The following is a 25,485-nucleotide window of genomic DNA, read 5'->3' as shown; positions in this document are numbered from 1 at the left end:
TTGAGGGAACAAGCCCAAGATGGTGTTAGCGCCCAAACACGAAGATGAGGACGAGCGCCTCGCCGAGCTGGAAAGCTACGGCGTGCTCGACAGCGCGCGCGACCCCGCTTTCGACGAGGTGGTCGATCTTCTGGCGACCATGCTCGACATGCCCGTGGCGCTGATCAGCCTCGTGGACGAGGACCGGCAGTGGTTCCGCGCACGCCATGGCTTCGAGCCCTCCGAGACGCCGCTCGAGCAGTCGATCTGCGCCCATGCCATCCTCGGCGACGACATCCTCGAGATCGAGGACACGCTGGATGACGCGCGCACCGCCGACAACCCGCTCTGCTGCGGCGTGCTGGCCGAGATGCGTTACTATGCCGGTGCACCGCTCATCACCCGCAGCGGCCATAGCATCGGCTCGCTCTGCGTGCTCGACACCAAGCCGCGCAAGCTCACGCCGGCGCAACGTCAGCTGCTGATGGTGATGTCGCGCCAGGTGATCCGCCAGCTCGATCTTCAGCGCGCACTGAAGAACAAGGAGATGCTGCGCGAGGAAATCGATCATCGGGTCAAGAACTCGCTGCAGACCGTCGCCTCGACCGTGCGGCTCTACCGCTCACGCATCACCAATGCCGAGGCGCAGGACGCGCTTGACGCGATCGGGCGGCGCGTCGATGCCATCGCGCAGCTTCATGCCGAGCTCAACCTGACCTCAAAGATGCATCACGTCCGGCTCGACAGCTATCTCGAGCGGGTGGCGCAGCTCTTGCAGCGCAACGCTCTGACCGGCACGCGGGTCGAGATCGAGGGCGCGACCCGCATCGAGGTCGATTCCCGGGTCGCCGCGGCGCTTGGCGTGATCGCCAACGAATTCGCCGCCAACGCCGCGAAATACGCCGAGCCCGAGAGCGGCGACGAGGTCGTGATCCGTTTCCGCCTCGAGCGTACCGGCCCCAACCGCATGCAACTGATCTGCAGCGACAATGGCCGGATGCGCAGCGCAGAGCCGGTGGTCGACTCGCTGTCGTCGACCTCTCTCGGGGCACGTCTGATGGAGGCTGCGGCCACCCAGATCGGCGGCACGCTGAGCGAGGGCCGCGTCGAGGGCGGGTTCGAGCTTTGCGCCGACCTGCCCATCGACATGCACCGAAGCGAGAGCGACCGGGTCGGCCGGGTCAGCCAGACACCGGCTCGAGGGGCCGCACGCGCAGCCGAGTGACGCGGTTGTGCTCGCGCTCCATCACCTCGAAGCGGAAGCCGTGGAAGGTGAAGCGCTGGCCGACGGTGGGGATCATCTGCGCCTCGTGAATGACGAGGCCCGCGATGGTGTTGGCCTCGTCGTCGGGCAGTGACCAGTCGGTGGCGCGGTTGAGATCGCGGATCGTCATCGCGCCGTCGAGCCAGAACCAGCCATCGTCGCCCGCCTTCACCTGGTGCTCGGCATCGGGGTCGTGCTCGTCGGTGATCTCGCCGACGATCTCCTCGAGGATGTCCTCGAGCGTCAGCAGCCCCTCGAGCGAGCCGTACTCGTCGACCACCAGCGCGAAGTGGGTGTGCTTGCGCAGGAAGTTGCGCATCTGGTCGGCAAGCGTCGTGGTGTCGGGCACGAAATAGGGCTTCATCATCACCTCGGTGATGTTGAACTCCTCCAGGGCCTCGGCGGCGCGGTCGCCCGCATTGGCGATGGTCTCGTACATGGCGCGCATCAGGTCCTTGGCATGGGCCACACCGATGATGTTCTCGGGATCGTCGCGATAGACCGGCAAACGGGTGTAGTTGCTCTCGAGGCACTGCTTGAGGATCTCGCGCGGGCTGCTCGAGGCGTCGATCATCTCGATATTCGAGCGGTGCAGCATGATCTCCTCGACGGTGCGCTCGGCGAGATCGAGCGCACCGAGGATGCGGTCACGGTCTTCCTTTTCCACTACGCCCTCGGAATGACCGAGCTGCAGAGCACCGGCGATTTCCTCGCGCACCGCAAGAATCTGGCTGTCGGGATCGGTCTGCACGCCAACGGCGCGCAGCAGCAGCCGCACGATGGCACGGATGGCGCTCACGATGGGCGAGAACACCAGGATGATCAGCGAGATTGGCCGCGCGACGCTCGAGGCCGCGCTCTCGGGATTGGTGATGGCGTAGGTCTTGGGCAGCACCTCGGCGAAGATCAGCACGAGGAGCGTCATCACCAGCGTCGCCATCGCCACGCCGCTGTCGCCGAAGAGGCCGGTGAACAGCGTGGTGGCCAGCGAGGTGGCGAGGATGTTGACGAGGTTGTTGCCCAGCAGCACCGAGCCGATCAGGCGCTCGTTGTCCTCGGTGATCTTGAGCGCGGTGTCGGCGCCCTTGGAACCGCGATCCTGCGCCGCGCGCAGCTTGCCGCGCGAGGCCGCGGTCAGCGCCGTCTCGGAGCCCGAGAAGAAGGCCGACATCAGGATCAGCAGGGCGATGGCCCCGGCGGTGATCCAGAGGGTGAGATCGGTGCCGGAGGCGGCGGCGGTGGTGGCGTCCATTGGGGGGCGTCTCTTGCTGGGTCTGTCCGGTGGTCCGGGACGTTATGGGGTGCGCACGGGTGCGGTTCAAGGCCGGCGCCGGCGCAGTGGCAATAGGGCCGGGGGCGGGCGCGCGTTTTTCAGGCCGCCTGAGCTTTCCTTGCACGGCGTCGGCGGCAAGTGTCCCGGCGGGTCACTCGCGGGCGAGCGGGTGATGATCGAGCACCAGCTCGCGCAGCCGCTCCTCGAGCACGTGGGTGTAGATCTCGGTGGTGGCCACGTCGGCATGGCCGAGGAAGGTCTGGATGGCGCGCAGGTCGGCGCCGTTCTGCAGCAGGTGGGTGGCGAAGGCGTGGCGCAGGGTGTGCGGGGTGACCTTCGCGGGCGACACGCCGGCGCGCACCGCCATGTCCTTGATCTGCAGATAGAAGGCGTGGCGGGTCAGGTGCCCGGCCTTGCCGCGCGAAGGGAACAGATGCGGCGAGCCCGGCTTGCCCTTGGCGCGCCCGGCCTCGTCCTGGGCATCGCGGCAGGCGAGCCACGCCGCCAGCGCTTCGCGCGCCGGGGGCGAGAGCGGCACCATGCGCTCCTTGCCGCCCTTGCCACGGATCAGCAGCATGCGCGGATCGCCGCGCGCCGCCGAAGCGGCAGGTGACGAGCTCGGTCACCCGCATGCCCGTGGCGTAGAGCAGCTGCATCAGGCAGGTGTGCGCCGCCGTCATCCTCGGTGCGGCCGTGCTCGGTGGCCGCTTGCAGCAGCCGGTCGACCTCTTCGATCGACAGCGTCTTGGGCAGGCGCTTGCTCTTGCCGGGGCCCGAGATCTGTACCGCCGGGTTGTCCTCGCGCAGGCCTTCCTCGAAGGCGAAGCGGTAGAGCTGCTTGATCGAGGACAGCCGCCGCGCCCGGGTCGAGACGGCGAGCCCCTGTGCCTCGCACTCGATCAGGTAGGCTTCCACATCGGCGCGCTGCGCGGTGTCGAGCCCGTGCCCGCGTGCCGCCAGCCAGCCGGTGAAATCGTTGAGGTCGCGGGCATAGGCGGCGGTCGTGTTGTCGGCGGCACCGCGTTCCGCGGCCTGTGCCTCGAGAAAGGCGCCGGTCCAGTTGGCGGCGCTCATCGCAGCGCGCCCTCTTCCTCGAGGATCAGCAGCTCGATGGCGGCCCGGCGTGCGGTGTCCTCGAGCCCGACGGCGCGCAGGGTGGCCAGTGCCTCGGTCAGGTCTTGGTGATTGCCGGCGGCGCCGGTCTCGAACAGCGCCATGCTGCGCAGCACCACCTCGCCGAGCTTGCCCTGCTGCAGCCGCCGCGCCAGCTCGGCCGGCGGGGTTGGATCGTCCCAGGCGCGCGCCACGGCGGCCTCGAAGGCGGCCTCGGGCAGCGGATCGGGAGCCTGACCGGATGCGATGGTCGCGGAAAGGCCGAGCCGGCCGCCTGTCTCGTCTAGCGCGCGTGCGGCGGTCTCGTAGCCCGGCGACAACAGCGCGGCGCGGCGCGCCAGCCGACCTGCGCGCCCCTCGAGCGTATGCTCGCTCAGCCGCTCGCCGAAAAGCTCGGAGAACGGCACCAGCAGGCCCGCGCTGCGCATCTGGCCCCAGGCCGAAACCAGCGCCGGCCCGATCAGGTCCTCGCGGCCCTCGTTCAGCGCCGCATCGAGCGCCTGCACCGCGGCGACGCGGTCCCAGACGCCGCCCGACGCGGCGGGCCTGCGCTCGGAGTAGAGCCCCAGCAGACGGTTGGCCGACAGCGCGCCATGCGCGGCCAGCCGTTCGGCGGCCAGAAGCTGCGCCCGCCAGCCGCTGGTGCCGCTGAGATCGGCGGCAGCGAAGGCGCGGGGCAGGGGTTGCGTGGGCAGGGTCTCGCCCACCGCCTCGAACAGGCGGAATTGCAGCGGTGTGGGTTGTGCCGGCGGCGGCACCGGGTTGCCCTCGTCAACCAGCCCGGGCTCGACGAAGCGGAGCAGCAGCTCGGCATCGCGGTCGTTGATCTGGTCGAGCGCGTCGGCGGTGCCCAGCACCGTCACTGCATGATCCCAGCGTCCGTTGCGAGCATCGCAGAACACCCGCGTGGCCAGATCGTCGGACAGCTGCGGCTGGCGCTGCAGCACCCGGCAGGCTGCGTCGGGACTGTCGGCCAGCAGCGCGAGGTCGAACCAGCGCGCGAAGAGATCGGCGCTGGTGGCGCCGCCGGCGCGCTCGATCAGCGCGAGGCCGGGATCGACCGCGCCTTCCTCGATCAGCCGGTCGAGCCGGGCCGCAAGCAGCGGTGCGCCCTCGCCGGAGCCGATGGGCGCATCGGCCTCGGCCAGCAGCAGGGTGAAAAGCAGGGCCGAGAGCGCCGGCACCGCCGGGTCGACCTCCTCGATGAGCTCGGCGAGGGTGTCGACCTCGCTGCTTCGCCAGAGGTTGCGCGGCAGGCCGGTGACGGACATCGGCAACAGCCCCACCGCCTCGGCGGTGGGTTCGCCAAGCGGCGCGCTCTCGACCTCGGGGCGCTGCACTGAGCTGGCCACCGGCGGTTCGTCGAGCGGCACGCCGAAGGGCTGCGGATTGCGCAGCGGCGAGGGGCGCAGCACCGCTGGCGCGTTGCTGTCGCCGCCATCGAGCCAGTCGATGGCCGACATCGGCCGCTGCGCGTCCTGCGCGACAGTCGCCGAGGCCACGCCCAGCCCGAGCGCAAGTGTCAGGATCCTAGTTCGCATCAAGCTCCACGGGCTCGCGAATCTCGGTTTGCGGCGGTGAGAAATCGGCGCCGAAGAACGGCCCGATATAGGCATATCCCACCAGCGCGATCCCGCCGAGGATCAGTAGGATGAAAAGCCATTTGATGATACGTCCCATGCGATCGGTCGTCCTGCCTCGTGTCTTTTTCCGAACTTATACCTAGCCTTTTCGGCAAACTCACGTCATTCACGGCCTCGAAAGGTAACATTGGCGATGGATGGCCGAGATACAAGCGTGCAGGCACTGAAGCTTCGAAAGACCGTGGTTCTCGTGGGGATGATGGGGGCTGGAAAAACCGCCGTGGGCAAGGCACTTGCGGCAGCGCTGCATGTTCCTTTCCGGGATTCGGACGCCGAGATCGAGCTTGCCGCCAACATGACCATCGCCGAGATCTTCTCACGCGATGGTGAGCCGTTCTTCCGCCAGAAGGAAAGCCAGGTGATCTCGCGGCTGCTCGATGGCACGCCTTCCGTGCTCTCGACCGGGGGCGGTGCCTACATGAGCGCCGCGAACCGCAAGATGATCACCGAACGCGGCGTGGCCGTCTGGCTCGATGCCGCGCTGCCGGTGCTGTGGAACCGCGTGAAGCACAAGAACACGCGTCCGCTGCTGCGCACCCCCGATCCGCACGCCACGCTGCGCGAGATCTACGAGCAGCGCGTGCCGGTCTATGCGATGGCCGACGTGACCGTGACCTCCGAGCAGGCCAAGACGGTCGAGGCGATGGCCGGGCGGGTGATCGAGGCGCTGAAGGCGCGTTCGGATGTATTGCAAGAGGACAAGACGGAATGAGCGGAACGGTGCATGTGGCGCTTGGCGAGCGGGCCTATGACGTACGGATCGGTGAGGGGCTTCTGGCCCGCGCCGGGGCGGAGATCGCGCCGCTCTTGCGCCGCCCGCGCGTTGTCGTGGTGAGCGACGCCACCGTCGCGGCCGCCCATCTCGAGACCCTGCGCGGCGCGCTCGCCGCCGAGGGCATCGCCTGCGAGGCGCTGTCGCTGCCGCCCGGAGAGGCGACGAAGTGCTGGCGCGAGCTCGAGCACGTCACCGAGTGGCTGCTTGCGCAGAAGGTCGAGCGCCGCGACGTGGTGGTGGCACTTGGCGGTGGTGTGATCGGCGACCTCGTCGGATTTGCCGCCGCGATCCTGCGCCGCGGCGTGCGTTTCGTGCAGATCCCGACCTCGCTTCTGGCGCAGGTCGACAGCTCGGTCGGCGGCAAGACCGGGATCAATTCGCCCTCCGGCAAGAACCTGATCGGCGCATTCCACCAGCCCTCGCTGGTGCTGGCCGATATCGGCGTGCTGGACACCCTGACGACCCGCGATTTCCTCGCCGGCTATGGTGAGGTGGTGAAATACGGCCTGCTGGGCGATGCCGCCTTCTTCGAGTGGCTCGAGGCCAACGCCGCAGGGGTCGCCTCGCGCGACCGGGCCGCATTGACCCGCGCGGTGACGCGCTCGGTCGAGATGAAGGCCGAGATCGTGGTGCGCGACGAGACCGAGCAGGGTGATCGTGCGCTGCTCAATCTCGGCCACACCTTCTGCCACGCGCTCGAGGCCGCCACCGGCTATTCCGACCGGCTGCTGCATGGCGAAGGCGTGGCGATCGGCTGCGCTCTGGCCTTCGAGCTGTCGTCCCGGCTGGGGCTTTGCCCGCAGGAGGATCCCTCGCGGCTGCGCGCCCATCTCAAGGCGATGGGGATGAAGGCGGATCTGGCCGACATCCCGGGAGAGCTTCCCGGCGCCGAGGCGCTCTACGATCTCATGGGGCAGGACAAGAAGGTGGTCGACGGCGCCATCCGCTTCATCCTTGCCCGAGGCATCGGACAGGCCTTCGTGACCGCCGACGCCCCGCGCGAGACGGTGCTCAAGGTTCTGTCGGACGGGCTGGCCGGGCGCTGAGCCCGACCCTGCCGCCGGCTGCTTTAACCCTCGATTAACCGTTTCAGCTCCTTCCGTCGCAGGATCGTGCCCGAATCGTCATGGAATCGATTCTTGACGCGGCTAGCGTCCGCCCTGAGCCGCGCCGGGGGTGGTGCGGCGCTGCCTCGTCCGCGTCACTGGAGGGATCCGTCATGATGGTCATCGACCCGTTCCGCTTCGTCCTTGCCTGCTGCTTCCTGCCGGCCCGCAACGGCATGCTTGCCCAACTGATCCGCGGCAAGCGGTTCTGAAGATCGGCACGCCCGGGGCGCCCGGGCGGCTGACCTCTCGCGCCTGTGCGAGATGCGAGAGACGGCGTCGCGACCGGGACGGGCCTGCGGTCTCGATGTCGAACGGACTTCGCGGCGGCATGTTCGCGGGGTCAGCCTCATACGACCCGCCGGCCCAGGCCACGGCACACGCGGGCAGATCCGGGCACATTGCGTGCCGCTCTGGCAATCTCGATGTCGGAGAACTGGAGCGGGTGAAGGGAATCGAACCCTCGTCGTCAGCTTGGGAAGCTGCTGCTCTACCATTGAGCTACACCCGCGACAGGCGATTGCTTACTGCACCGGCCAAGCCTAGGCAAGCGGGATATGCGCCGACGCGCGCGGCGGGCCGCCATTGCCGCGCCGCGGCAGGCGAATCCGCCTTGCACGCATGGGCCGGGACGCATAGAAGACCGCAAATTCGACAGAGACGAGCGGCTTTGAAGAACGGGGCCGCGCAAGAACCAAGGAAGATGGTATGCAGGTCACCGAGACGCTGAATGAAGGTCTGAAACGCGCCTATGAGCTGATCCTCACCGCCGAGGAGCTGGACGCAAAGGTCAACGCAAAGCTGGCCGAGGCACAGCCCGAAATCGAGATGAAGGGTTTCCGCAAGGGCAAGGTTCCGATGCCGCTGCTGAAGAAGCAGTTCGGCCAGCGCCTGATGGGCGAGTCCATGCAGGAAGCGATTGACGAAGCCATGTCGAAGCATTTCGAGGACAGCGGCGACCGCCCGGCGCTTCAGCCCGAGGTCAAGATGACCAACGAGGACTGGAAAGAGGGCGAGGACGTCAACGTGGCGATGAGCTACGAGAAGCTCCCCGAGGTTCCCGAGGTCGACCTTTCCGGCGTCGAGATCGAAAAGCTCGTGGTCAAGGCCGATGACGCGGCCGTCGACGAGGCGCTGGCTTCGCTCGCCGAGACCGCGCAGGATTTCAACGACCGGGCCGAGGGCGCCGAGGCGCAGGACGGCGATCAGGTCGTGATCGATTTCGTCGGCAAGGTCGATGGCGAAGCCTTCGAAGGCGGCGCTGCCGAGGATTACCCGCTGGTGCTGGGCTCGGGCTCGTTCATCCCGGGCTTCGAAGAGCAGCTGACCGGCGTGAAGGCCGGTGACGAGAAGGCCGTGGAAGTGAACTTCCCGGAAGAGTACGGCGCAGAGAACCTCGCCGGCAAAGCCGCCGTGTTCGACGTGACCGTCAAGGCCGTCAAGGAGCCGGTCGCCGCCGAGATCGACGACGAGCTGGCCAAGAAGTTCGGTGCCGAGGATCTCGAGGGTCTCAAGGGCCAGATCCGCGAGCGCCTTGAGGCCGAGTATGCCGGTGCCGCCCGTCAGGTGATGAAGCGCGGCCTGCTCGACAAGCTCGACACTCTGGTCACCTTCGACCTGCCGCCGAGCCTGGTCGAGGCCGAGGCCAAGCAGATCGCGCACCAGCTCTACCACGAAGAGCACCCGGAAGATCACGGCCACGACCACGGCGAGATCGAGCCCACCGAGGAGCACAACAGCCTCGCCGAGCGCCGCGTGCGTCTTGGCCTGCTGCTCGCAGAGATGGGTCAAAAGGCCGAAGTCGAAGTGACCGATGCCGAGATGACCCAGGCGATCATGAACCAGGCTCGCCAGTACCCGGGCCAGGAACGTGCCTTCTTCGACTTCGTGCGCCAGAACGCGCAGATGCAGCAGCAGCTGCGCGCACCGATCTTCGAGGACAAGGTCATCGACCACATCGCCGAGCAGGCCAAGGTGTCCGAGAAAGAGGTCACCAAGGAAGAGCTTCAGACCGCGGTCGAAGCGCTCGACGAAGAGTGATCCAAGGTTCGGCTGGCGGGGTGCGTCAGCACCCCGTCGCCCGAAGAGGCTGTTCCGCTTGCGGGGCAGCCTTTTTCTTTGCCTGCGTGCCCTGTGCCATGGTCCGCAGCAGCTCGATCACCGCGTTGCGCTGTTCCGGCGCGAGCGGACGCAGCAGGGTCGCGGCAGTGCGGACGTCGTCGAACACCGCCTGTTCCTGCTCGGACACGGGCATGTCCGCGTCGATGAAGAACTGATCGAGAGGCATGTCCAGCGCCTGAGAGATCAGCCAGAGCTGTGCCGCGGGAATCCGCCCCGCGCCCGTCTCATATCGATAGATCTGCTGGACATGCGCGCCGATGCGCTTGGCAAGTTCGTTCTGAGTGAGGCCGGCGCTGCGCCGGTAAAGCCTCAGCTGCGCACGGATGCGCTCTTCCAAAGTCACGTGTCTTTTCCTCTGTCTTCCCCCGACCGGGCGACGCCCCTGGCGTGTCCCGGCGTATCGCCTGTCTGACATTCCGAGACTGAAGGCAACGAAAACCACAGAGTTTTATCTATATTTGATAGTTTGTTTATTGGGCCGCTGATTTGAGCCATTCATAGCGTGATATTGTTTCTTTCGAATATGACGCCTGTTTGAGTAATGGCGGGGGCGGAGACACGCCCAAAAGAAAAACCGCGCCGGAGGACCGGCGCGGTTTCGACATTCACGGCGATGGGCCGAGCCGGATGGCTCAGTCTTCGCGAGCCTCTTCGGCCTGACCCTCGGGGGTCTCGACCAGGTCGCCATCGTCCGAGGTGGCGGCGCCGAGATCGTCGAACAGTTCCGAGATCTCGAATTCGGCCTGGGCCTCTTCCTCGGCCGCCAGTTCCTGGATCGACTTGCCCGATGCCTGCAGCTCGGCCTCTTCGGGCGAACGTGCGACGTTGAGCTCGATCACGCACATGACCTCGGGGTGCAGGTGCACCTCGACTTCGTGCAGACCCAGTTCCTTGATCGGCAGGCGGATGATGACCTGCTTGCGGTCGATCGAGAAGCCTTCCTCGGTGGCGACATCTGCGGCGTCACGGGTGGTGACCGAGCCGTAGAGGTTGCCGCCATCGGAGGCGGAGCGAATCACGACGAACTGCTGGCCGTCGAGCTTTTCTGCCAGCGCCTCGGCTTCTTTCTTGGTCTCGAGGTTACGGGCCTCGAGCTGAGCCTTCTGGGCTTCGAAATGCGCGATGTTCTCTTTCGAGGCGGTCAGCGCCTTGCCCTGCAGCAGCAGGTAGTTGCGGGCGAAGCCGGGCTTGACGTCGACGACGTCGCCCATCTGGCCGAGCTTGGCCACGCGCTCAAGAAGAATGACTTGCATGCGAGTGCCTCCTTATTTCACGACGTAGGGCAGCAGGGCGAGGAAGCGGGCGCGCTTGATGGCGCGGGCCAGTTCACGCTGCTTCTTGGCGGACACTGCGGTGATGCGCGACGGCACGATCTTGCCGCGCTCCGAGATGTAGCGCTGCAGCAGCTTGGTGTCCTTGTAGTCGATCTTGGGTGCATTGTCGCCCGAGAAGGGGCAGACCTTGCGGCGGCGGAAAAACGGTTTTGCAGCCATGGTTTAACTCCTCTTTCTCAGGGTATCAGTTGCGGCGGTCGCGACGGTTGTCACGCTCGTCACGCTTCTGCATCTGGACCGACGGGCCCTCGGCGTGCTCGTCGACCTTGATGGTCAGGACGCGCATCACGTCGTCATGCAGGCGCATCAGGCGTTCCATTTCCTGAACCGCGGTCGCCGGAGCGTCGGTCTTCAGGAAGGCGTAGTGGCCCTTGCGGTTCTTGTTGATCTTGTAGGCCATCGTCTTGACGCCCCAGTACTCGGATTCGACGACCTTGCCGCCGTTGTCCGAGAGGACGGTGCCAAAATGTTCGACGAGGCCTTCGGCCTGCGCGTTGGACAGATCCTGACGCGCAATAAAGACATGCTCGTAAAGCGGCATGTGAGCTCCATTTCTATCAAGGCGCATTTCATAGGGCAGGCATCCTCTCCACTCCTGCCCACGAGAGACTGCGCGGTTCATACGGTCTCGCGGAGGGATGCGCCCGTATACACCTATCGGCGGGGGGATCAAGGGCCAAGACGGGCAGGGCGGAGGATCGCTGGATGGCCCCAACTGCCGCGCCACTGGTTCGCGGATCCAGAAGCCAAGCAAGCTCCGCGCCGCCGGGACGGGGACGCCCCAGTGGATGCCGGCGGAGCCCCGCGCATCAGGCGCCCCGTCGGCGGGCCCTCGCACGAATGCACGGTGCCGCTGTTCATTTTTCAACAGACTCTGTGGGAGGAGCTGCAGTTGCGGCGGCGCAGCATTGCCCCAATCTTTCTGTCATCGAAAACACGCACCCAACCAGTGGAGCCCATCGTATGAAATCCCTTCTTCTCGCCGGCCTCGTCGCCGCAGCACCGATCGCCGCCGCCGCCGCCCCCGAGGCCTACGAGATCGACTCGAGCCACGCCCAGATCGTGTTCAGCTACAACCACCTCGGCTTCTCGACCGGCTACGGCATGTTCTCGGGCTTTGAGGGCGATATCTCCTACGACGCCGAAGATCCGGCGGCCTCCTCGGTGGAAGTGTCCTTCCCGGTGCGCTCGATGATCACTGGCTGGGAAGCCCGCTTCGAGCACTTCATGAGCGACGATTTCTTCGGCGCGACCGACGAGGACATGGTGACCTTCACCTCCACCGGAATCGAAGTGACCGGCGACAACACCGCGCTGATCACCGGCGACCTGACCCTGAACGGCGTGACCAAGGAAGTCGTGCTCGACACCACCCTGACCCAGGCGGGCGAGCACCCGATGGAAGGCAAGCCCTGGCTCGGTTTCGTGGCCACCACCACCCTGGTCCGCTCGGACTACAATGTCGGCGCTTTCGCACCCTACGTCAGCGACGAGGTCGAGCTCGAGATCTCGCTCGAGGCGATGAAGGCCGAGTAAGGCTGGACCTGCTCCTTAGCGAGTAACCTGTTTCCCCGTGGGACCCCCGGTTTGCATCTGCTGCCGGGGGTCTTTTTCTGCCGCAACCGTTTCGGCCGGGCGTTCGTTCGGGCGGAACCGGCGGAACCAGGCCTCGAGCGTGCGGAAACTGATCTCGGCCATGGCCCATGACCCGAGTGAATAGGCGATGAGCAGCAGCCAGAGGGCCGGGCCCTCGCCAATGATGCCCGGAATGCCGAGGCCGAGACCGAGGCGCGCCGTCAGGTCGAGCGCGATCAGGTGGTAGAGGTAGATGCCGTAGCTCACCTGTCCGATCCGCATGAGGGGCTGGCGGGCCAGCACATCCTGCAGCGCGCCGCGCTCGCGGACCACCAGAGCCATCAGCGTCAGCGTCATCAGAAGATGGATCGCGAGGTTCTGCAGTCCGCGCATGTCGAACGGGGCGAATTGCATGATCAGCGCCATCAGGGCGAGCGCGGCCAGCGGTGTCGCGCGATGGGCGCAAAGCGGGCGCAGCCGGTCATAACTGCCGGGCCGGTGCAGCAGGATCGCGGCAAGCGAGCCGAGGATGATCGGCGCGTAGGTCGCGTTGAACATGCGGAAGACCAGCGGTCCCGCGGTGAGTGGCGGGTCGGCGGGCGGCATCATCACCACGCCCACGTTCAGCGCCACCAGCGCCAGCGCCACCGGCACCCAGAACCGGCTCGGCAGCAGCATCAGCAGCAGCGGCCAGATCAGGTAATACTGTTCCTCGACCGAAAGCGACCAGGTGATCGACAACGTCGGCACGTGCTCGGTAAGGAAATTCGACAGGAAGAGATAGTAGAACGGCACCGCCTGCAGGTACTCGGTCTCGCCCTTCACGAGGATGTAGTAGGCGCAGAGCGCCGTCACCACGAAGCCATAGACCGGCAAGATGCGCAGCGCCCGGCGGATGTAGAAGTTGCGCAGCGAGAACCTCCCTCTCCGTGCGCGCTCGCGCAGAAGCAGGGTGGTGATCAGAAAGCCGCTCAGCACGAAGAAGAAGTCGACGCCAAGGAAACCCCGGTCGAGGATTTGCCAGTCCGGATCGCGCACCGGCTGGGCGTGATGCCAGAGCACCATCGCGATGCAGAGAAAACGCAGACCGTCGAGGCAGCGGAAATGGCTGCGGGCGCGGTAGGCGGCATGGCCGGTGGCATCACTCATCACGTCTGCACTTCAATCCCTGCGGCGCCCGGCCCGGTTTCCCGGAGACTGGCGCCGGTCGCGTTGCCCCCGTGCCATGCTTAACAGCGCAAACGGGGGCGAGTCATGGCAGAGCTGCGGCAAGACGCGGGAATTTCGCGCCCCGTGCGTCGTGCGTCACGGTTTGCGGCCCTCGTAATCGGCCAGCCGCTTGCCGGGCTCGTCGACGAAGAGGCCGGGCAGGGGCGTGAGCGCGGTGATCCTGTCGAGCCGCAGGCTGTCGAACGCGCCCGTGGTTTCGTTCCACGCCACGCAGGTCCAGATCCGGCCCCAGTAGTCCAGCCGCAGCGGACGGATCTCGAGCGCGCTTCCGTCGCCCATCAGAGTGATGCGCAGCCGCTGCCGCGCCCGGATCGCGGCGCGCACCGCGGGCATGTGGCGAAAGCCCTCGGCGGCCTCGTGGAACGGGTAGCTGGCGAACCCGAAGGCGCCGGGCTCGGGGGCACCCTCCTCGGGCAGAACCGCATCGATCTTGGCCGAGAGGCTCTGCGCCGCCTGGGCCAGCTCGGGCATTTCGCCGGCGCCGGCGCCGATGGCGGCGAGGCCCAGATGCAGCACCTCGAGCTCGGTCTCGGTGAGGGTCAGCGGTGGCAGTGTGAAGCCGCCGCGCGCGGTGTAGCCGCGCCCGCGCTCACCCTCGATCGGCACGCCCGAGGCCATGAGCACGTCCATGTCGCGGTAGATCGTGCGCACCGAGACGCCGAAGCGCTCGGCGAGCGCCTCGGCAGTGTGAAGGCGCCCGTCCTTGAGCTGCTCCATCAGGGCATAAAGCCTGTCGGTCTTTTTCATCGCGCTCTCCTCGGTGCCGCGCGGGGCGGATCTAAGGTCACTGTGCCCTCCTGACATAATAGTGTCAAAGTGCTTCGCATATTTCTGCGCTCAACGCCGCGCAAACGCGCCCGGCCGCTTCCGGCGCCCCGCGCGAGGCCGTAGAGATCGGGTCAGAGAGTTTACCGGACGCCCTTGAGGGCGCCCGCCACTGGAGAGAAGACAATGCTCAACAACATCGGCCTTCCGGGCCTTCTTCTGATCGCCGTCGTCGTGCTCGTGCTCTTCGGCCGCGGCAAGATTTCCAGCCTCATGGGCGAAGTCGGCAAGGGCATCACCGCCTTCAAGAAGGGCGTCGACGACGGCAAGAAAGAGCTCGAGGACGAAAAGGCGGACAGCGCCAAGGATGTCACGCCCGCCGAAGACGAAAAAGACAAGGTGTAATCCCAGATGCTGGATCTTGGTTGGTCCGAGCTTCTGGTCATCGGCATCGTTGCCCTGATCGTGGTGGGTCCGAAGGACCTGCCGGTGCTGTTCCGCAACGTGGGCCGCTTCATGGGCAAGGCCCGCGGCATGGCGCGCGAGTTCACTCGCGCGATGAACGATGCCGCAGATGAAAGCGGCGTGCGCGATGTCGCCAAGACCTTCAAGACCGCGACCAACCCGATGGGATCGGCGATGGACGGGGTGAAGGATGCGGCGCGCGCGATGACCGACCCGACGCCGGAAAAGAAGAAAGAGGGCCTCAAGGAGGACCCGAACGCGCTCGATCCCGAGCGCGAAGCGGCGAAGAAGCGCATCGAGGCAAGTGCCGCACGCTCTGCCGCAGACCGCCAGCGCCGCGAGGCCGAGGCGGCGCAGAAGCGCGCCGAGGAATCCGCCGCCAAGGCGGCGGAGCTGGAAGCGTCTCTCAAGAAAGACGGTGAGGAATGAGTCACACGGACCAAGATGAGATCGAGGACAGCTCGGCGCCGCTGATCGAGCATCTGGCGGAACTGCGCACGCGGCTGATCCGCTCGGTGATCGCCTTCATCATCGGCATCGTGCTGGCCTTCACAGTGGCCGAGCCGATCCTGCAGTTCCTACTCGGGCCGATCGAGGCGACGCTGCGCCAGCTCGGTGATCCGTCGCCGACGATGCAGTATACCAGCCCGCAGGAATACCTGTTCACGCTGTTCCGCATCTCGATGGTGTTCGGCTTCGGGCTGGCCTTCCCGGTGATCTCCCACCAGCTCTGGCGCTTTGTGGCGCCCGGGCTCTACAAGTCCGAGAAGGGCGCCTTCCTGCCGTTCCTCATCGCCTCGCCGGTGATGTTCCTGCTCGGTGCGAGCTTTGCGCATTTCGTCGTCACACCGCTGGCCATGGCCTTCTTCCTCGGCTTTGCCGACGTGTCGTCGATCTTTGCCAACCTGCTGTCGAATGCCGCCACCAGCGTCAGCGACGGCGTGGCCGGTGTCCCCGCCGCCTCCGAGCCGGCGGTGGTCCCCGAGACCGCCGATGGCATCCGCATCACCTTCTTCGGCAAGGTCAACGAGAGCCTCGATATCACGCTCAAGTTCATCGTCGCCTTCGGGCTGTGCTTCCAGCTTCCGGTTCTGCTCACGCTGATGGGCAAGGCCGGGCTGGTCTCGGCGCAGGGCCTTGGCAGCGTGCGGAAATACGCCATGGTGGCGATCCTTGTGCTGGCCGCGCTGGTAACCCCGCCGGATGTGACCACGCAGGTGATCCTGTTCACCGTGGTCTACGGGCTCTACGAGGTCTCGATCTTCCTCGTCCGCATCGTCGAGCGCAAGCGTGAGAAAGAGCTCAAGGAACAGGGTCTGTGGTTCGAGGACGAGCCGGACACCGAGAACGATCCGATGTTCAAGGAGTTCGACGAGGACGACGACGAACCGGATGACGATACGTCCAGGAACAAGGACAAGACGTGACCGATACGGATCTTTCCCGCATCGCGGCGGCGCTGGAGCGCATGGCTCCGGCGCCGCTCGCCGCCCCTGATTTCGATCTTGCCGAGGCTTATGTCTGGCATGTCGATCCAGACCGGCTCGAGCCGGTCGCCAAGGTCAACCGCGTGCCGCTCGACCTGCTTCTGGGCATCGAGCGCACCCGCGACACCCTGCTTGCCAACACCGCCCAGTTCGCGCGCGGTCTGCCGGCCAACAACGCCCTGCTCTGGGGCGCGCGCGGCATGGGCAAGTCGAGCCTCGTGAAAGCCGTCTGCGCCGCCGTGCGCGACGCCGGCGAGGACGTGAAGCTGGTGGAGCTTCAGCGCGAGGATCTGGGCTCGGTGGCGCGGCTGCTGAACCTCCTGCGCGCCTCTGACAAGCGTTTCGTGCTGTTTTGCGACGACCTGTCGTTCAGTCATGACGACCAGCATTACAAGAGCCTCAAGGCGGTGCTGGACGGTGGCATCGAGGGCCGCCCCGAGAACGTGCTGTTCTATGCCACCTCGAACCGGCGCCACCTGATGCCGCGCGACATGATCGAGAACGAGCGTGGCTCGGCGATCAACCCGTCCGAGGCGGTGGAAGAGAAGGTCTCGCTTTCGGACCGGTTCGGTCTGTGGCTGGGCTTCCACCCGTGCTCGCAGGACGAGTATCTCGCGATGATCCGCGGCTATTGCGACGCATATGGCGTGGCGGTCGAGGAAGCGGAGCTGCGCGCCGAGGCGATCGAGTGGCAGGCCACCCGTGGCGCGCGCTCGGGCCGGGTGGCGTGGCAGTTCTTCACCGATCTTGCAGGACGCCGGGGCGTGGCGCTTTAGAAAGATTTTTCCTGCGAAAAATCTTCCGGGCGTCGCGGACGTGCCAGGGGCGAAGACTTTTCGTACGAAAAGTCTTCGCCTTTCGCATTTCAGCGCAGGTAGGTCATCGGGTCGACGCTGTCGAAGCCCTTGCGCACCTCGAAATGCAGGAAGCTGGGATCGCCCGGACGCACCTTGCCGATGCTCTGGCCGCGGCTCACCGCATCGCCCTTCGAGACGGTCAGGTTGTCGAGATGGGTGTAGATCGACAGCAGCTCGTCCGGGTGGCGGATCACCACGATCTGCACGTTGTCGGTGTTGGTGGTGATCGCCGCCACGGTGCCGCTGGCCGCGGCCTTCACCGCGGTGCCCACCGGGGCCGAGATGTCGATGCCCTGGTTGTTGGCCGAGTACTCGCGGATGATGCTGCCGCTCACCGGCATCTGCATGGCGGCAGAGGCGCTGGTGCTGGCGGCGGCCTGGCTCTGGCCGATATCGGCGACCGGTTTCGGCGCGGTGGCTGCGGCTGCCGCGGGCGCGCTTGCGGCGCCGGCGACGTTGGTCGTGGCGAGCGACGGCTGGTCATCGGGCAGGGGCTGCGCTGCCGAGGGCGGCTGCGGCGTCGGCGAGCCGGTGCCCGGCGCGGTGGTGACCGACGTGGGCGCCGGCGCGGCGCTCTGCTCGACCACGGGGATCAGCAGGTACTGGCCTTCGCGCAGCGTGTAGTTGCTGTCGAGCCCGTTCCAGTCCGCCAGGGTGCGCGGGGTCACGTTGTAGAGCCGCGCCACGGTATAGGCGGTCTCGCCGCGCTCGACCTTGTGACGGATCGGCTCGACTCCGGAACTGCCCGACGGTGCCGTTTGCGTCGTGGCGGGGCGGGAGGAGGCCGGGGCATTGTCGATGGCGCTGCTGGCCAGCGTCGTGATGTCGACCTCGCCCGCAGGCCGGATCGGGCCGGTGGTCGGAGCGCCCGTGGCCGGCGACGGCTCAGAGACGCGGCGGGGCAGGGCGATGACCTCTCCGGCGCGCAGGGGATCGTTGATCTCGATGCCGTTGTAGCGCGCGAGCTCGCCGGCGGGGAGGCCAACCCGGTTGGCAACATCCGCCAGCCGGTCGCCGTTGCGCGCGACCGCGACCTGGTAGTTGGGATAGGAGATCACGCCGCGATTGTCGGCCTGCGGGCGGTCGCCGACAGCGGCGAGCGCGGCTTCGCTGGTGTCGATCTGGCCGCCCATACGCCCGCGCATGTCGTAGTCGAGCGGCTGCGAACAGGCGCCGAGCGCGGCCACGAGCGCCAGCGGCGCGGCAATCCGGATCTGCGGGAAGCGGAGGGTGCTGTCCATCTCGATGTCCTCGTATGCGCCCCTTGTCGCCGGGACGTCATGGATGTGAAGCCGGGCGGCCTAGCTGTCCTTTGCCAGACCTTCCACCAGCGGTACAAAACGCACGGGGCGCAGCTCGTCATACTCGTAGCCCTGCTCGGTCCGGGTGACGCGGATCAGGTGCTGCACGGTATCCGACTGGCCCACGGGCAATACCATGATACCGCCAATCCGCAACTGGGCCAAGAGCGGGCCGGGCGGATCCTCGGCGGCCGCGGTCACAAGAATGCGCTCGAAAGGTGCCTGATCCGGCAGGCCGAAGCTGCCATCTGCGGTGAAGGCGGTGATGTTCGACAGGTCGAGCGCCTCGAACACCTTGCGCGCGTCGGCCACCAGCCGCCGATGCCGGTCGACGGTGTAGACCCGGCGGGCCAGCTGGCTCAGCACCGCCGCCTGGTAGCCAGAGCCGGTGCCGACCTCGAGGACCTTCTCGCGACCCGTGAGACGCAGCGCCTGGGTCATCAGCCCGACGACCGAGGGCTGCGAGATGGTCTGCCCGCAGGGGATCGGCAGCGGCATGTCCTCGTAGGCGCGCTCGTTGAAATAGCCTTTGACGAAGGCGCCGCGGTCGATCTTCTCCATCGCCTGCAACACGCTCTGGTCGGTGACCCCGTGCGAGCGCAGCGCGAAGAGGAACTGCATCTTGGCGTCGGCGTCGAAGCTCATGCGAAGGTGCCTTCGAACCTGGCGAGCGCGGCATGATCGGTCAGGTCGGCGCGCATCGGTGTCACCGAGATGTGGCCGCCCAGGTTGACGTCGGCATCGCTGCCGGGTGTGGCAGCGACGCGCTGATCGCCGCCCCGGATCCACAGGAAGCGGCGGCCCGAGGGCGACAGGTGCGGCTCGGTCGAGAAACCGGTGCCGTCGCGGCGGCCCTGCGGCGCGAGCCGCACGCCCTGGACCTTGGCCGCCGGGACGGGCGGGAAGTTGACGTTCCAGAACAGCCGGTAATCGCTGCCGCCGGTCTCCTGCGCCGAAAGGATCTGACGCACCACCGCGGCACCGTGGGTGGCGGCCGCCTCGAAGGGGTTCTCGAGATCGCGGGTCTCGGGCCCGAGATACTGCGACAGCGCGATCGCCGGCAGCCCTTGCAGCGAGGCCTCGAGCGCGCCCCCGAGCGTGCCGGAATAGAGCACGTTCTCGGCCGAGTTGTTGCCGCGGTTGACACCGGACAGGACGAGATCCGGGGGCGTGTCCTTGAGCACGTCATGCACGCCGGCGAGCACGCAATCGGCGGGGCTGCCTTCGGCGGCAAAGCGGCGCGGGCCCATCTCTGCGATCATCATCGGGCGGGTATAGCTGATGCAATGCGCGACGCCCGATTGCTCGAAGGCCGGGGCCACGGTCCAGACTTCACCGTCCGGTCCCGCGATCTCGCCTGCGATGGCCTCGAGCACGGCGAGCCCCGGCGCGTTGATGCCGTCGTCATTGGTGATGAGAATGCGCATGGAACCCCCTGTCTTTCGGCCTGAATAGGCAATGTGACAAAAGGGGGCAAGCGCCCGGGCACGATCCCTGGCCGAGTGTGGCGCGCACCGCGCGGTCTTCGATCGATCCCGCGTGTCGGGAGGCCGAGGGGGCGCTGCCCCCTCTTGGCGCTGTGCGCCAATTCACCCCCGAGGTATTTCGAAACCAGAGAAGACAGACGTCCTGCGCCCCTGGCTTCTCTTCGTCAAAAATACTCCCGCCGGAGGCAGGCCGGACGGGGGGGCGCGCAGCCGTAGAGCCGCCTCCGAAGCAGCGCCGCGTCAGCGCGCGACGAGGATGATCGCGGCGTAGTGGCTGGCGGCGGCGGCGAGCACATGGCCGTGCCAGATCGCGCGCGCATAGGGGATGCGGTTGGAATGGTGGAAGATCGTGCCGACCGTGTAGACCAGCCCTCCGGCGACCAGCAGGATCAGGGCCTCGGGCGACAACGCCTTGAGGAAGGGCCAGGCGGCGATGCCGCCGAGCCAGCCCTGGGCGAGGTAGAGCGCAAAACCGAGCCGGGCCCAGCGGTGGATCGAGCGCAGTTTCAGCGTGATGCCGACGGCCGAGATCGTCCAGGACGCTGCGGTCAGCGCCAGCCCCTCGGTGCCGCCGATGCCGAGCAGGGCCATCGGCGTGTAGGTGCCCGAGATCAGCAGGTAGATCGCCGCGTGATCGAAGCGGCGCAGCACCGCCCGTGTGGGCGCGTGCAGGGTCAGGTTGTAAGCCGCCGAGAAGCCGAAGCTGCCGATCAGCCCGAGCGCGTAGGGCACCAGCGGCCACATCGCCCCGGGGGCGCCTTCAAGGGTTGCCCAGACGAACAGCGCCGAGACCGCTGCGACCGCGAAACACACGCCCAGCACCAGCACGACACCATCTGCGATCTGTTCGGCCAACGTGTGGGGGAGGGTGTATCGGGTCATGCGTATCGTCTCGGACTTGTCTCCGGCTTTCCTGTTGGAGCGGCCGCGACGGCGGTCTCGGAGCAGGCTGCCGAAACCCGTTGGCCGACGGTGAAAGGCGCATAAAGCGAGGGAAGAACAAGATGATACGGAAATGTGGCTAAAATGTGGCAGCGCTCTGTCGCCGCGTGGGCGCGCGGCGAGAGCACGCACCTGGCCCCCCGGGCGAGGCTTGGTGCGCCCGGGCGGAAGAAGGCCCGTATGCGGGCCTCGCGATGGGTGTCAGGCGAGCCGCGCAAGCGGGGTCACCGTGGCCCGGCTGCCTTCGGCGATGCGCTCGAGCGCCCTTCGGAACGCCTGCGTGTGCGGCGCCTGCATATGGGCGTCGTAGGCCTCTGGGGTCTCATATTCGGCCATGAGCAACACACTGCCGCCTTTCTCGGTGAGAGCCTCGAAGCGGATGTTTCCGGGCTCCACGCGGGCGGCCTCGGCCAGTCGGGTGGCGAGGGTCTTGAGTCGGGTATCCTGTCCGGGCCGGGGAATGGCGCGGACCATGACGGAACAAGTCATCTGTCTCTCCGTGAATCTGCTGTTGAAAACGCTTTGCGCCGCGCTGCGGCGTGTGTCGCTAACATAGGCGTGATCTCGCGGATTGCACGGTCGGGGCGCATCAAGAAAACGTGTCGGGACGCCCCCGAAGGGGCGTCCCACCTGCGTTTCGCGATCAGGCCGCGGCCTCCTGCGGTGCGCCGAAGCGCTCGTAGAAGCCCTCGCCGTCCTCTCCCATGTCGCGCAGCAGCGCCGGGCACGCGAAGCGGTCGCCATAGGCCTCTGCCAGCTGGTCGCAGCGCTCGGCGGCATAGGGCGTCCCGAGGATGTCGAGCCAGGAGAACGGCCCGCCGGACCACGGTGCGAAGCCCCAGCCGAGGATGGCGCCCACGTCGCCTTCGCGGATGTCCTCGAGCACGCCTTCCTCGAGCGCGCGCACCGCCTCGAGCACCTGCACGAAGAGCAAGCGGTGCTGCACCTCGGTGAGCGAGGGCTGCGCGTCCGCGACCGGATACTTCGCGGCGAGCCCGTCCCAGAGCAGCTGGCGCTTGCCCTTGTCGTCGTAGTCGTAGAAGCCGGCCTTCGCCTTGCGTCCCAGACGACCCTCGTCGGCCATCCAGAACACCACCTCGTCGACCGCGCCGTCGGGATAGGCGTCGCCCATCGCCGCCTTCGTCGCCTTGGCGATCTTCACGCCGAGATCGATCGAGGTCTCGTCGACCAGCTGCAGCGGTCCCAGCGGCATGCCCACGAGCTTGGCGGCGTTCTCGATCAGCGCCGGCTCGACACCCTCGGCCACCATGCGGATGCCCTCGTTGATATAGGGGATGATGCAGCGGTTGGCGTAGAAGAAGCGCGCGTCGTTGACCACGATCGGGGTCTTGCGGATCTGGCGCACGAAATCGAGCGCCTTGGCCACGGCACGGGTGCCCGTCGGCTTGCCCTTGATGATCTCCACCAGCATCATCTTCTCGACCGGCGAGAAGAAGTGGATGCCGATGAACTGCTCGGGATTGCTCGCGGCCTTCGCCAGCTCGGTGATCGGCAGGGTCGAGGTATTGGTGGCGAAGATGCAGTCCTCGCCCACGTGCTCGAGCACCTTTTGCGTCACCTCGGCCTTGACCTTGGGGTCCTCAAACACCGCCTCGACGATCAGGTCGCAGCCCGCAAGCTGGGCGTAATCGTCGGTCGCGGTGATGAGGGAGAGCGCGGCGTCCTTCTTCTCCGGCGTGGCCTTTTTCCGGGCGATGCCCTTGTCCATGTAGGAGGCGGTGTAGGCTTTACCCTTCTCAGCCGCCTCGAGCGACTGGTCGAGCAGCACCACCTCGATCCCGGCCATGGCCGAGACCAGCGTGATGCCGGCGCCCATCATACCCGCGCCGAGCACACCGACCGTCTTCACCTTCTGGTCCGGCACGTCGGGGCGGTTGGCGCCCTTCTCGAGTGCCTCCTTGTTGATGAAGAGCGAGCGGATCATCGCGCTCGACGACGGGTTCAGCAGCACGTTGGTGAACCAGCGCGCCTCGATCTTGAGCGCCGTGTCGAAGGGCACGAGCGCCCCCTCGTAGACCGCCGAGAGCATCGCCTTGGCCGCCGGGTAGACGCCCTTGGTCTTGCCGTTCACCATGGCCGAGGCGCCGACGAAGGTCATGAATCCCGCCGGGTGATAGGGCGCGCCGCCGGGCATCTTGTAGCCCTTCGCGTCCCACGGCTTGACGATGTCGGCGGGGCTGGCCGCCAGCACCCAGGCCTTGGCGTCGGCCAGCGGATCCTCGGACACCTCGTCGATCAGCCCGGCGCTCTTGGCCTTCTTCGGGTCCGAGAGCTTGCCCTCGAGCAGGAAGGGCGAGGCCGCCATGGCGCCAAGCTTGCGCGACAGCCGCGTGGTGCCGCCGGCCCCGGGGAAAATGCCGACCATGATCTCGGGCAGGCCGATCTTGGCCTTGGGGTTGTCGGCGGCAAAGATCCGGTGGCAGGCCAGCGGGATCTCGAAGCCGATGCCGAGCGCGGTGCCGGGCAGAACGCAGGCGATCGGCTTGCCGCCCTTGTTCTTGTCATCCATGCCGGCGCGCTCGATCTTCCGCAGGATCGCGTGGATCTGCATGATGCCGTCGAAGATGCTCGAAGCGGGATCGTCGCCGCCGTCCTCGCGCATCTTGGCGATCACGTTGAGATCCATGCCGCCGGCAAAGCTGCCGTCCTTGCCAGAGGTCAGCACGATGCCCTTCACGGCCTCGTCGGCGAGGGCCTCGTCGATCAGCGTGTCGAGCTGCTGGAAGCCCTCGATGCTCATCACGTTCATGCTCTTGCCCGGGGTGTCCCAGGTGATGGTGGCGACGCCCTCGGCGTCGGTCTGCAGGGTGAAATCCTGGCTCATGATCTGGTGTCCTCCCGTCACACGCGTTCGATGATGGTGGCCGCGCCCATGCCCGAGGCGACGCAGAGTGTGGCGAGCCCGGTGCTCTTGCCGCTGCGCTCGAGTTCGTCGAGCAGGGTGCCGATGATGATCGCGCCGGTGGCGCCGAGCGGGTGGCCCATGGCGATGGCGCCGCCGTTCACGTTGACGCGGTCATGATCCACGTCGAAGGCCTGCATGAAGCGCAGCACCACGCTGGCGAAGGCTTCGTTGACCTCGAAGAGGTCGATGTCCGAGATCGCCATGCCGCTGTCGGCGAGGATCTTCTCGGTTACCGGCACCGGGCCGGTCAGCATGATGGTCGGATCGGTGCCGATCTTGGCGGTGGCGCGGATGCGGGCGCGCGGCTTGAGTCCGTGCGCCTCGCCGAACGCCTTGGAGCCGATCAGAACCGCGGCGGAGCCGTCGACGATGCCGCTCGAGTTGCCGGCATGGTGCACGTGCTCGATCTTTTCGAGATGCGGGTATTTCATCAGCGCCAGCTGATCGAAGCCCGGCATCACCTCGCCCATCTCCTTGAACGAGGGCTTGAGCCCGCCCAGCGACTGCATGTCGGTGCCCGGGCGCATGTACTCGTCACGGTCCAGCATGGCGACGCCGTTCTGGTCGCGCACGGTGATCACCGAGCGCGAGAAGCGGTCGTCGCCCCAGGCCTCGGCGGCGCGGCGCTGGCTTTCGACGGCAAAGGAGTCGGCATCGTCGCGCGAGAAACCGTACTCGGTGGCGATGATATCGGCCGAGATGCCCTGCGGCACGAAATAGGTCTTCATGGCGAGGCTCGGGTCGACCGCGATGGCGGCACCGTCGCTGCCCATGGCAACGCGGCCCATCATCTCGACCCCGCCTGCGATGTAGCCCTCGCCGGCGCCGCCGCGCACCTGGTTGGCGGCGAGGTTCACCGCCTCCATGCCGGAGGCGCAGAAGCGGTTGATCGACAGGCCCGGGATGCGCTCGTCAAGATCCGAGGCCAGCACCGCCGAGCGCGCCAGGCAGCCGCCCTGTTCGGCCACCTGCGTGGCATTGCCCCAGATCACGTCCTCGACGGCGTGACCCTCGAGCCCGTTGCGCTCCTTCAGCGCGTTCAGCGTCAGCGCCGACAGCCGCAGCGAGGTGACCTCGTGCAGGGCGCCGTCCTTGCGGCCCTTGCCGCGCGGGGTGCGCACGGCGTCGTAAATATAGGCGTCAGTCATTCTGCTCCTCCTCTCAGGCCCGGTCCGCTGGGGAGCCGGGCATCAGGTCGTATGGGTGTTTCCAGCCGTCGAGTGCCTCGATGTTCGACAGCCAGCGATCGATCTCCGGCCAGTCGCCGCGGGCGAAGCCGAAGGGTTCGGGGTAAAACAGGTAGCCGCAGCAGGAGAAATCGGCATGGGTCGGGCCGTCTCCCACGATCCAGTCGCGCCCCGCGAGATGGGCGTCGAGAACCTGGTAGGCGGCCTTCAGGCGTCCCTGGGTGAAGGCGATGACCTCGGCCGGGCGCTTGTCCTGCGGCAGGAAGTTCATCAGGAAACGCGTCATGCCGGCCTGGCTCGAGAGCTTGTGGTTGTCCCAGAACACCCAGCGCATCACCTCGCGCGCCTCCTCGAGGGTCGCGCCGCCGAAGCGACCGGTCCTCTCGGTGATGTACATCTGGATCACGCCGGACTGGGTCAGCCTGACGTCGCCATCCACGAGCACGGGGGCTTCGCCCATCGCGTTGACCCGCGCGCGATACTCGGGGCTGCGGGTCTCGCCGTTGAAGAAGTCGACCTTCACCGGCGCCCAGTCGAGCCCGGAGAGCGCGAGGGGCAGGGCGGCCTTGTAGGCATTGCCGGATTCACCGAAGCAATAGAGTTTAATGGTCATTCAGTCGTCCTTTCGGCTGCGCCTTTGGGCGGGCCGGAGCGG

At 66.9% G+C, this 25,485-nt stretch carries 26 protein-coding genes, 1 tRNA gene and 1 pseudogene; 9 read left to right on the top strand and 19 right to left on the bottom strand.

Going from position 1 to position 25,485, the window contains the following annotated elements; all coding sequences use genetic code 11:
• Positions 1 to 19 precede the first annotated feature (19 nt).
• Positions 20 to 1,204 carry a sensor histidine kinase gene (locus R2601_RS17830; RefSeq protein ID WP_007800857.1) on the top strand — a complete coding sequence of 395 codons (1,185 nt, stop codon included), beginning with the start codon at positions 20 to 22 and terminating at the stop codon, positions 1,202 to 1,204.
• On the opposite strand, the gene R2601_RS17825 is transcribed toward R2601_RS17830, so the two are convergent.
• From R2601_RS17825 to R2601_RS27070, 4 genes and pseudogenes are all read right to left on the bottom strand, one after another.
• Positions 1,161 to 2,495, bottom strand: coding sequence for an HlyC/CorC family transporter (locus R2601_RS17825; RefSeq protein ID WP_007800856.1), 1,335 nt, complete (start codon positions 2,493 to 2,495; stop codon positions 1,161 to 1,163). The two genes, R2601_RS17830 and R2601_RS17825, sit on opposite strands and share 44 nt — an antisense overlap.
• 172 nt (positions 2,496 to 2,667) lie before the next feature.
• Positions 2,668 to 3,590: pseudogene (locus R2601_RS27585) on the bottom strand (site-specific tyrosine recombinase XerD).
• Positions 3,587 to 5,170 carry a hypothetical protein gene (locus R2601_RS17815; protein WP_254656065.1) on the bottom strand — a complete coding sequence of 528 codons (1,584 nt, stop codon included), beginning with the start codon at positions 5,168 to 5,170 and terminating at the stop codon, positions 3,587 to 3,589. Before R2601_RS17815 ends, R2601_RS27585 begins: the two are co-directional and overlap by 4 nt.
• Positions 5,160 to 5,309 (bottom strand): hypothetical protein, encoded by a 150-nt coding sequence (locus tag R2601_RS27070; protein ID WP_007800851.1) that lies wholly within the window; start codon positions 5,307 to 5,309, stop codon positions 5,160 to 5,162. Before R2601_RS27070 ends, R2601_RS17815 begins: the two co-directional genes overlap by 11 nt.
• A 96-nt stretch (positions 5,310 to 5,405) precedes the next feature.
• On the opposite strand from R2601_RS27070, the gene R2601_RS17810 reads away from it, so the two are divergent.
• Entirely contained in the window at positions 5,406 to 5,984 is a 579-nt protein-coding gene (locus R2601_RS17810) for a shikimate kinase (RefSeq protein WP_007800849.1), read from the top strand.
• Positions 5,981 to 7,093 (top strand): 3-dehydroquinate synthase, encoded by a 1,113-nt coding sequence (aroB, locus tag R2601_RS17805; protein WP_007800847.1) that lies wholly within the window; start codon positions 5,981 to 5,983, stop codon positions 7,091 to 7,093. Before R2601_RS17810 ends, aroB begins: the two co-directional genes overlap by 4 nt.
• Positions 7,094 to 7,590: 497 nt before the next feature.
• Here the strand turns inward: aroB and R2601_RS17800 are convergent.
• Positions 7,591 to 7,664, bottom strand: a tRNA-Gly gene (locus R2601_RS17800).
• A gap of 197 nt (positions 7,665 to 7,861) precedes the next feature.
• On the opposite strand from R2601_RS17800, the gene tig reads away from it, so the two are divergent.
• Positions 7,862 to 9,193: a trigger factor gene (gene tig, locus R2601_RS17795; RefSeq protein WP_007800843.1), complete on the top strand. Its 1,332-nt coding sequence runs from the start codon at positions 7,862 to 7,864 to the stop codon at positions 9,191 to 9,193.
• A gap of 25 nt (positions 9,194 to 9,218) precedes the next feature.
• Here tig and R2601_RS17790 read toward each other — a convergent pair whose 3' ends face one another.
• From R2601_RS17790 to rpsF, 4 genes are all read right to left on the bottom strand, one after another.
• Positions 9,219 to 9,617 carry a helix-turn-helix domain-containing protein gene (locus R2601_RS17790; protein ID WP_254656064.1) on the bottom strand — a complete coding sequence of 133 codons (399 nt, stop codon included), beginning with the start codon at positions 9,615 to 9,617 and terminating at the stop codon, positions 9,219 to 9,221.
• A 289-nt stretch (positions 9,618 to 9,906) separates the two neighbouring features.
• Positions 9,907 to 10,527: a 50S ribosomal protein L9 gene (gene rplI / locus R2601_RS17785; protein ID WP_007800839.1), complete on the bottom strand. Its 621-nt coding sequence runs from the start codon at positions 10,525 to 10,527 to the stop codon at positions 9,907 to 9,909.
• Positions 10,528 to 10,539: 12 nt separating this feature from the next.
• A complete protein-coding gene (gene rpsR / locus R2601_RS17780; protein WP_007800837.1) occupies positions 10,540 to 10,767 on the bottom strand; it encodes a 30S ribosomal protein S18 in 228 nt (75 codons plus the stop codon).
• 25 nt (positions 10,768 to 10,792) lie between these two features.
• Entirely contained in the window at positions 10,793 to 11,149 is a 357-nt protein-coding gene (gene rpsF / locus R2601_RS17775) for a 30S ribosomal protein S6 (protein WP_007800834.1), read from the bottom strand.
• A gap of 422 nt (positions 11,150 to 11,571) precedes the next feature.
• Between rpsF and R2601_RS17770 the strand changes: the two genes are divergently transcribed.
• Positions 11,572 to 12,144 carry a YceI family protein gene (locus R2601_RS17770; protein ID WP_007800833.1) on the top strand — a complete coding sequence of 191 codons (573 nt, stop codon included), beginning with the start codon at positions 11,572 to 11,574 and terminating at the stop codon, positions 12,142 to 12,144.
• 15 nt (positions 12,145 to 12,159) lie between these two features.
• On the opposite strand, the gene R2601_RS17765 is transcribed toward R2601_RS17770, so the two are convergent.
• Positions 12,160 to 13,332 (bottom strand): acyltransferase family protein, encoded by a 1,173-nt coding sequence (locus tag R2601_RS17765; protein WP_007800831.1) that lies wholly within the window; start codon positions 13,330 to 13,332, stop codon positions 12,160 to 12,162.
• A 156-nt stretch (positions 13,333 to 13,488) separates the two neighbouring features.
• A complete protein-coding gene (locus tag R2601_RS17760; RefSeq protein ID WP_007800829.1) occupies positions 13,489 to 14,160 on the bottom strand; it encodes a helix-turn-helix transcriptional regulator in 672 nt (223 codons plus the stop codon).
• Positions 14,161 to 14,364: 204 nt separating this feature from the next.
• Between R2601_RS17760 and R2601_RS17755 the strand changes: the two genes are divergently transcribed.
• Genes R2601_RS17755 through R2601_RS17740 form a run of 4 tightly spaced genes read left to right on the top strand, consistent with a single transcriptional unit; the run spans position 14,365 to position 16,906 of the window.
• Entirely contained in the window at positions 14,365 to 14,583 is a 219-nt protein-coding gene (locus R2601_RS17755; protein ID WP_007800827.1) for a twin-arginine translocase TatA/TatE family subunit, read from the top strand.
• A gap of 6 nt (positions 14,584 to 14,589) precedes the next feature.
• Positions 14,590 to 15,072 (top strand): Sec-independent protein translocase protein TatB, encoded by a 483-nt coding sequence (gene tatB, locus R2601_RS17750; protein WP_007800825.1) that lies wholly within the window; start codon positions 14,590 to 14,592, stop codon positions 15,070 to 15,072.
• Complete coding sequence (tatC, locus tag R2601_RS17745; protein ID WP_007800823.1) at positions 15,069 to 16,070, top strand: twin-arginine translocase subunit TatC; 1,002 nt, start codon at positions 15,069 to 15,071, stop codon at positions 16,068 to 16,070. Before tatB ends, tatC begins: the two co-directional genes overlap by 4 nt.
• Entirely contained in the window at positions 16,067 to 16,906 is an 840-nt protein-coding gene (locus R2601_RS17740) for an ATP-binding protein (RefSeq protein WP_007800821.1), read from the top strand. Before tatC ends, R2601_RS17740 begins: the two co-directional genes overlap by 4 nt.
• 89 nt (positions 16,907 to 16,995) lie before the next feature.
• Here the strand turns inward: R2601_RS17740 and R2601_RS17735 are convergent, their stop codons facing one another.
• The 8 genes from R2601_RS17735 to R2601_RS17700 form a co-directional block, all read right to left on the bottom strand.
• Positions 16,996 to 18,228: a peptidoglycan DD-metalloendopeptidase family protein gene (locus R2601_RS17735; RefSeq protein WP_007800819.1), complete on the bottom strand. Its 1,233-nt coding sequence runs from the start codon at positions 18,226 to 18,228 to the stop codon at positions 16,996 to 16,998.
• 60 nt (positions 18,229 to 18,288) lie between these two features.
• Positions 18,289 to 18,933 (bottom strand): protein-L-isoaspartate(D-aspartate) O-methyltransferase, encoded by a 645-nt coding sequence (locus R2601_RS17730; RefSeq protein WP_007800817.1) that lies wholly within the window; start codon positions 18,931 to 18,933, stop codon positions 18,289 to 18,291.
• Entirely contained in the window at positions 18,930 to 19,715 is a 786-nt protein-coding gene (gene surE, locus R2601_RS17725) for a 5'/3'-nucleotidase SurE (protein ID WP_007800815.1), read from the bottom strand. The genes R2601_RS17730 and surE overlap by 4 nt, the downstream gene beginning before the upstream one ends.
• 300 nt (positions 19,716 to 20,015) lie before the next feature.
• Positions 20,016 to 20,657, bottom strand: coding sequence for a PAQR family membrane homeostasis protein TrhA (gene trhA / locus R2601_RS17720; protein ID WP_007800814.1), 642 nt, complete (start codon positions 20,655 to 20,657; stop codon positions 20,016 to 20,018).
• A gap of 261 nt (positions 20,658 to 20,918) precedes the next feature.
• Positions 20,919 to 21,206, bottom strand: a complete 288-nt coding sequence (locus R2601_RS27065) for a putative quinol monooxygenase (protein WP_195903859.1) — start codon at positions 21,204 to 21,206, stop codon at positions 20,919 to 20,921.
• Between the two features lie 154 nt (positions 21,207 to 21,360).
• Positions 21,361 to 23,562: a 3-hydroxyacyl-CoA dehydrogenase NAD-binding domain-containing protein gene (locus R2601_RS17710; protein ID WP_007800810.1), complete on the bottom strand. Its 2,202-nt coding sequence runs from the start codon at positions 23,560 to 23,562 to the stop codon at positions 21,361 to 21,363.
• Between the two features lie 17 nt (positions 23,563 to 23,579).
• Positions 23,580 to 24,791, bottom strand: a complete 1,212-nt coding sequence (locus R2601_RS17705; protein ID WP_007800808.1) for an acetyl-CoA C-acetyltransferase — start codon at positions 24,789 to 24,791, stop codon at positions 23,580 to 23,582.
• 13 nt (positions 24,792 to 24,804) lie between these two features.
• Positions 24,805 to 25,443 (bottom strand): glutathione S-transferase family protein, encoded by a 639-nt coding sequence (locus R2601_RS17700; RefSeq protein WP_007800807.1) that lies wholly within the window; start codon positions 25,441 to 25,443, stop codon positions 24,805 to 24,807.
• Positions 25,444 to 25,485: the final 42 nt, after the last annotated feature.

Origin of the sequence: Salipiger bermudensis HTCC2601 (assembly GCF_000153725.1) — a bacterium.
Lineage (GTDB): Bacteria > Pseudomonadota > Alphaproteobacteria > Rhodobacterales > Rhodobacteraceae > Salipiger > Salipiger bermudensis.
The sequence above is the reverse complement of the archived record's forward strand: the minus strand, read 5'-3'. Positions and strand labels throughout refer to the sequence as shown.

Excerpts from the sequence above, each read along its gene's own strand:
- trhA (WP_007800814.1), bottom strand. The coding sequence starts at position 20,657 with ATGACCCGATACACCCTCCCCCACACGTTGGCCGAACAGATCGCAGAT.
- R2601_RS17730 (WP_007800817.1), bottom strand. The coding sequence starts at position 18,933 with ATGAGCTTCGACGCCGACGCCAAGATGCAGTTCCTCTTCGCGCTGCGC.
- surE (WP_007800815.1), bottom strand. The coding sequence starts at position 19,715 with ATGCGCATTCTCATCACCAATGACGACGGCATCAACGCGCCGGGGCTC.
- R2601_RS17710 (WP_007800810.1), bottom strand. The coding sequence starts at position 23,562 with ATGAGCCAGGATTTCACCCTGCAGACCGACGCCGAGGGCGTCGCCACC.
- R2601_RS17815 (WP_254656065.1), bottom strand. The coding sequence starts at position 5,170 with ATGCGAACTAGGATCCTGACACTTGCGCTCGGGCTGGGCGTGGCCTCG.
- aroB (WP_007800847.1), top strand. The coding sequence starts at position 5,981 with ATGAGCGGAACGGTGCATGTGGCGCTTGGCGAGCGGGCCTATGACGTA.
- rplI (WP_007800839.1), bottom strand. The coding sequence starts at position 10,527 with ATGCAAGTCATTCTTCTTGAGCGCGTGGCCAAGCTCGGCCAGATGGGC.
- R2601_RS17760 (WP_007800829.1), bottom strand. The coding sequence starts at position 14,160 with ATGAAAAAGACCGACAGGCTTTATGCCCTGATGGAGCAGCTCAAGGAC.
- R2601_RS17765 (WP_007800831.1), bottom strand. The coding sequence starts at position 13,332 with ATGAGTGATGCCACCGGCCATGCCGCCTACCGCGCCCGCAGCCATTTC.
- rpsR (WP_007800837.1), bottom strand. The coding sequence starts at position 10,767 with ATGGCTGCAAAACCGTTTTTCCGCCGCCGCAAGGTCTGCCCCTTCTCG.
- rpsF (WP_007800834.1), bottom strand. The coding sequence starts at position 11,149 with ATGCCGCTTTACGAGCATGTCTTTATTGCGCGTCAGGATCTGTCCAAC.
- R2601_RS17810 (WP_007800849.1), top strand. The coding sequence starts at position 5,406 with ATGGATGGCCGAGATACAAGCGTGCAGGCACTGAAGCTTCGAAAGACC.
- tig (WP_007800843.1), top strand. The coding sequence starts at position 7,862 with ATGCAGGTCACCGAGACGCTGAATGAAGGTCTGAAACGCGCCTATGAG.
- R2601_RS17735 (WP_007800819.1), bottom strand. The coding sequence starts at position 18,228 with ATGGACAGCACCCTCCGCTTCCCGCAGATCCGGATTGCCGCGCCGCTG.
- tatC (WP_007800823.1), top strand. The coding sequence starts at position 15,069 with ATGAGTCACACGGACCAAGATGAGATCGAGGACAGCTCGGCGCCGCTG.
- R2601_RS17825 (WP_007800856.1), bottom strand. The coding sequence starts at position 2,495 with ATGGACGCCACCACCGCCGCCGCCTCCGGCACCGATCTCACCCTCTGG.
- R2601_RS17770 (WP_007800833.1), top strand. The coding sequence starts at position 11,572 with ATGAAATCCCTTCTTCTCGCCGGCCTCGTCGCCGCAGCACCGATCGCC.
- tatB (WP_007800825.1), top strand. The coding sequence starts at position 14,590 with ATGCTGGATCTTGGTTGGTCCGAGCTTCTGGTCATCGGCATCGTTGCC.
- R2601_RS17705 (WP_007800808.1), bottom strand. The coding sequence starts at position 24,791 with ATGACTGACGCCTATATTTACGACGCCGTGCGCACCCCGCGCGGCAAG.
- R2601_RS27065 (WP_195903859.1), bottom strand. The coding sequence starts at position 21,206 with ATGACTTGTTCCGTCATGGTCCGCGCCATTCCCCGGCCCGGACAGGAT.
- R2601_RS17700 (WP_007800807.1), bottom strand. The coding sequence starts at position 25,443 with ATGACCATTAAACTCTATTGCTTCGGTGAATCCGGCAATGCCTACAAG.
- R2601_RS17755 (WP_007800827.1), top strand. The coding sequence starts at position 14,365 with ATGCTCAACAACATCGGCCTTCCGGGCCTTCTTCTGATCGCCGTCGTC.
- R2601_RS27070 (WP_007800851.1), bottom strand. The coding sequence starts at position 5,309 with ATGGGACGTATCATCAAATGGCTTTTCATCCTACTGATCCTCGGCGGG.
- R2601_RS17830 (WP_007800857.1), top strand. The coding sequence starts at position 20 with ATGGTGTTAGCGCCCAAACACGAAGATGAGGACGAGCGCCTCGCCGAG.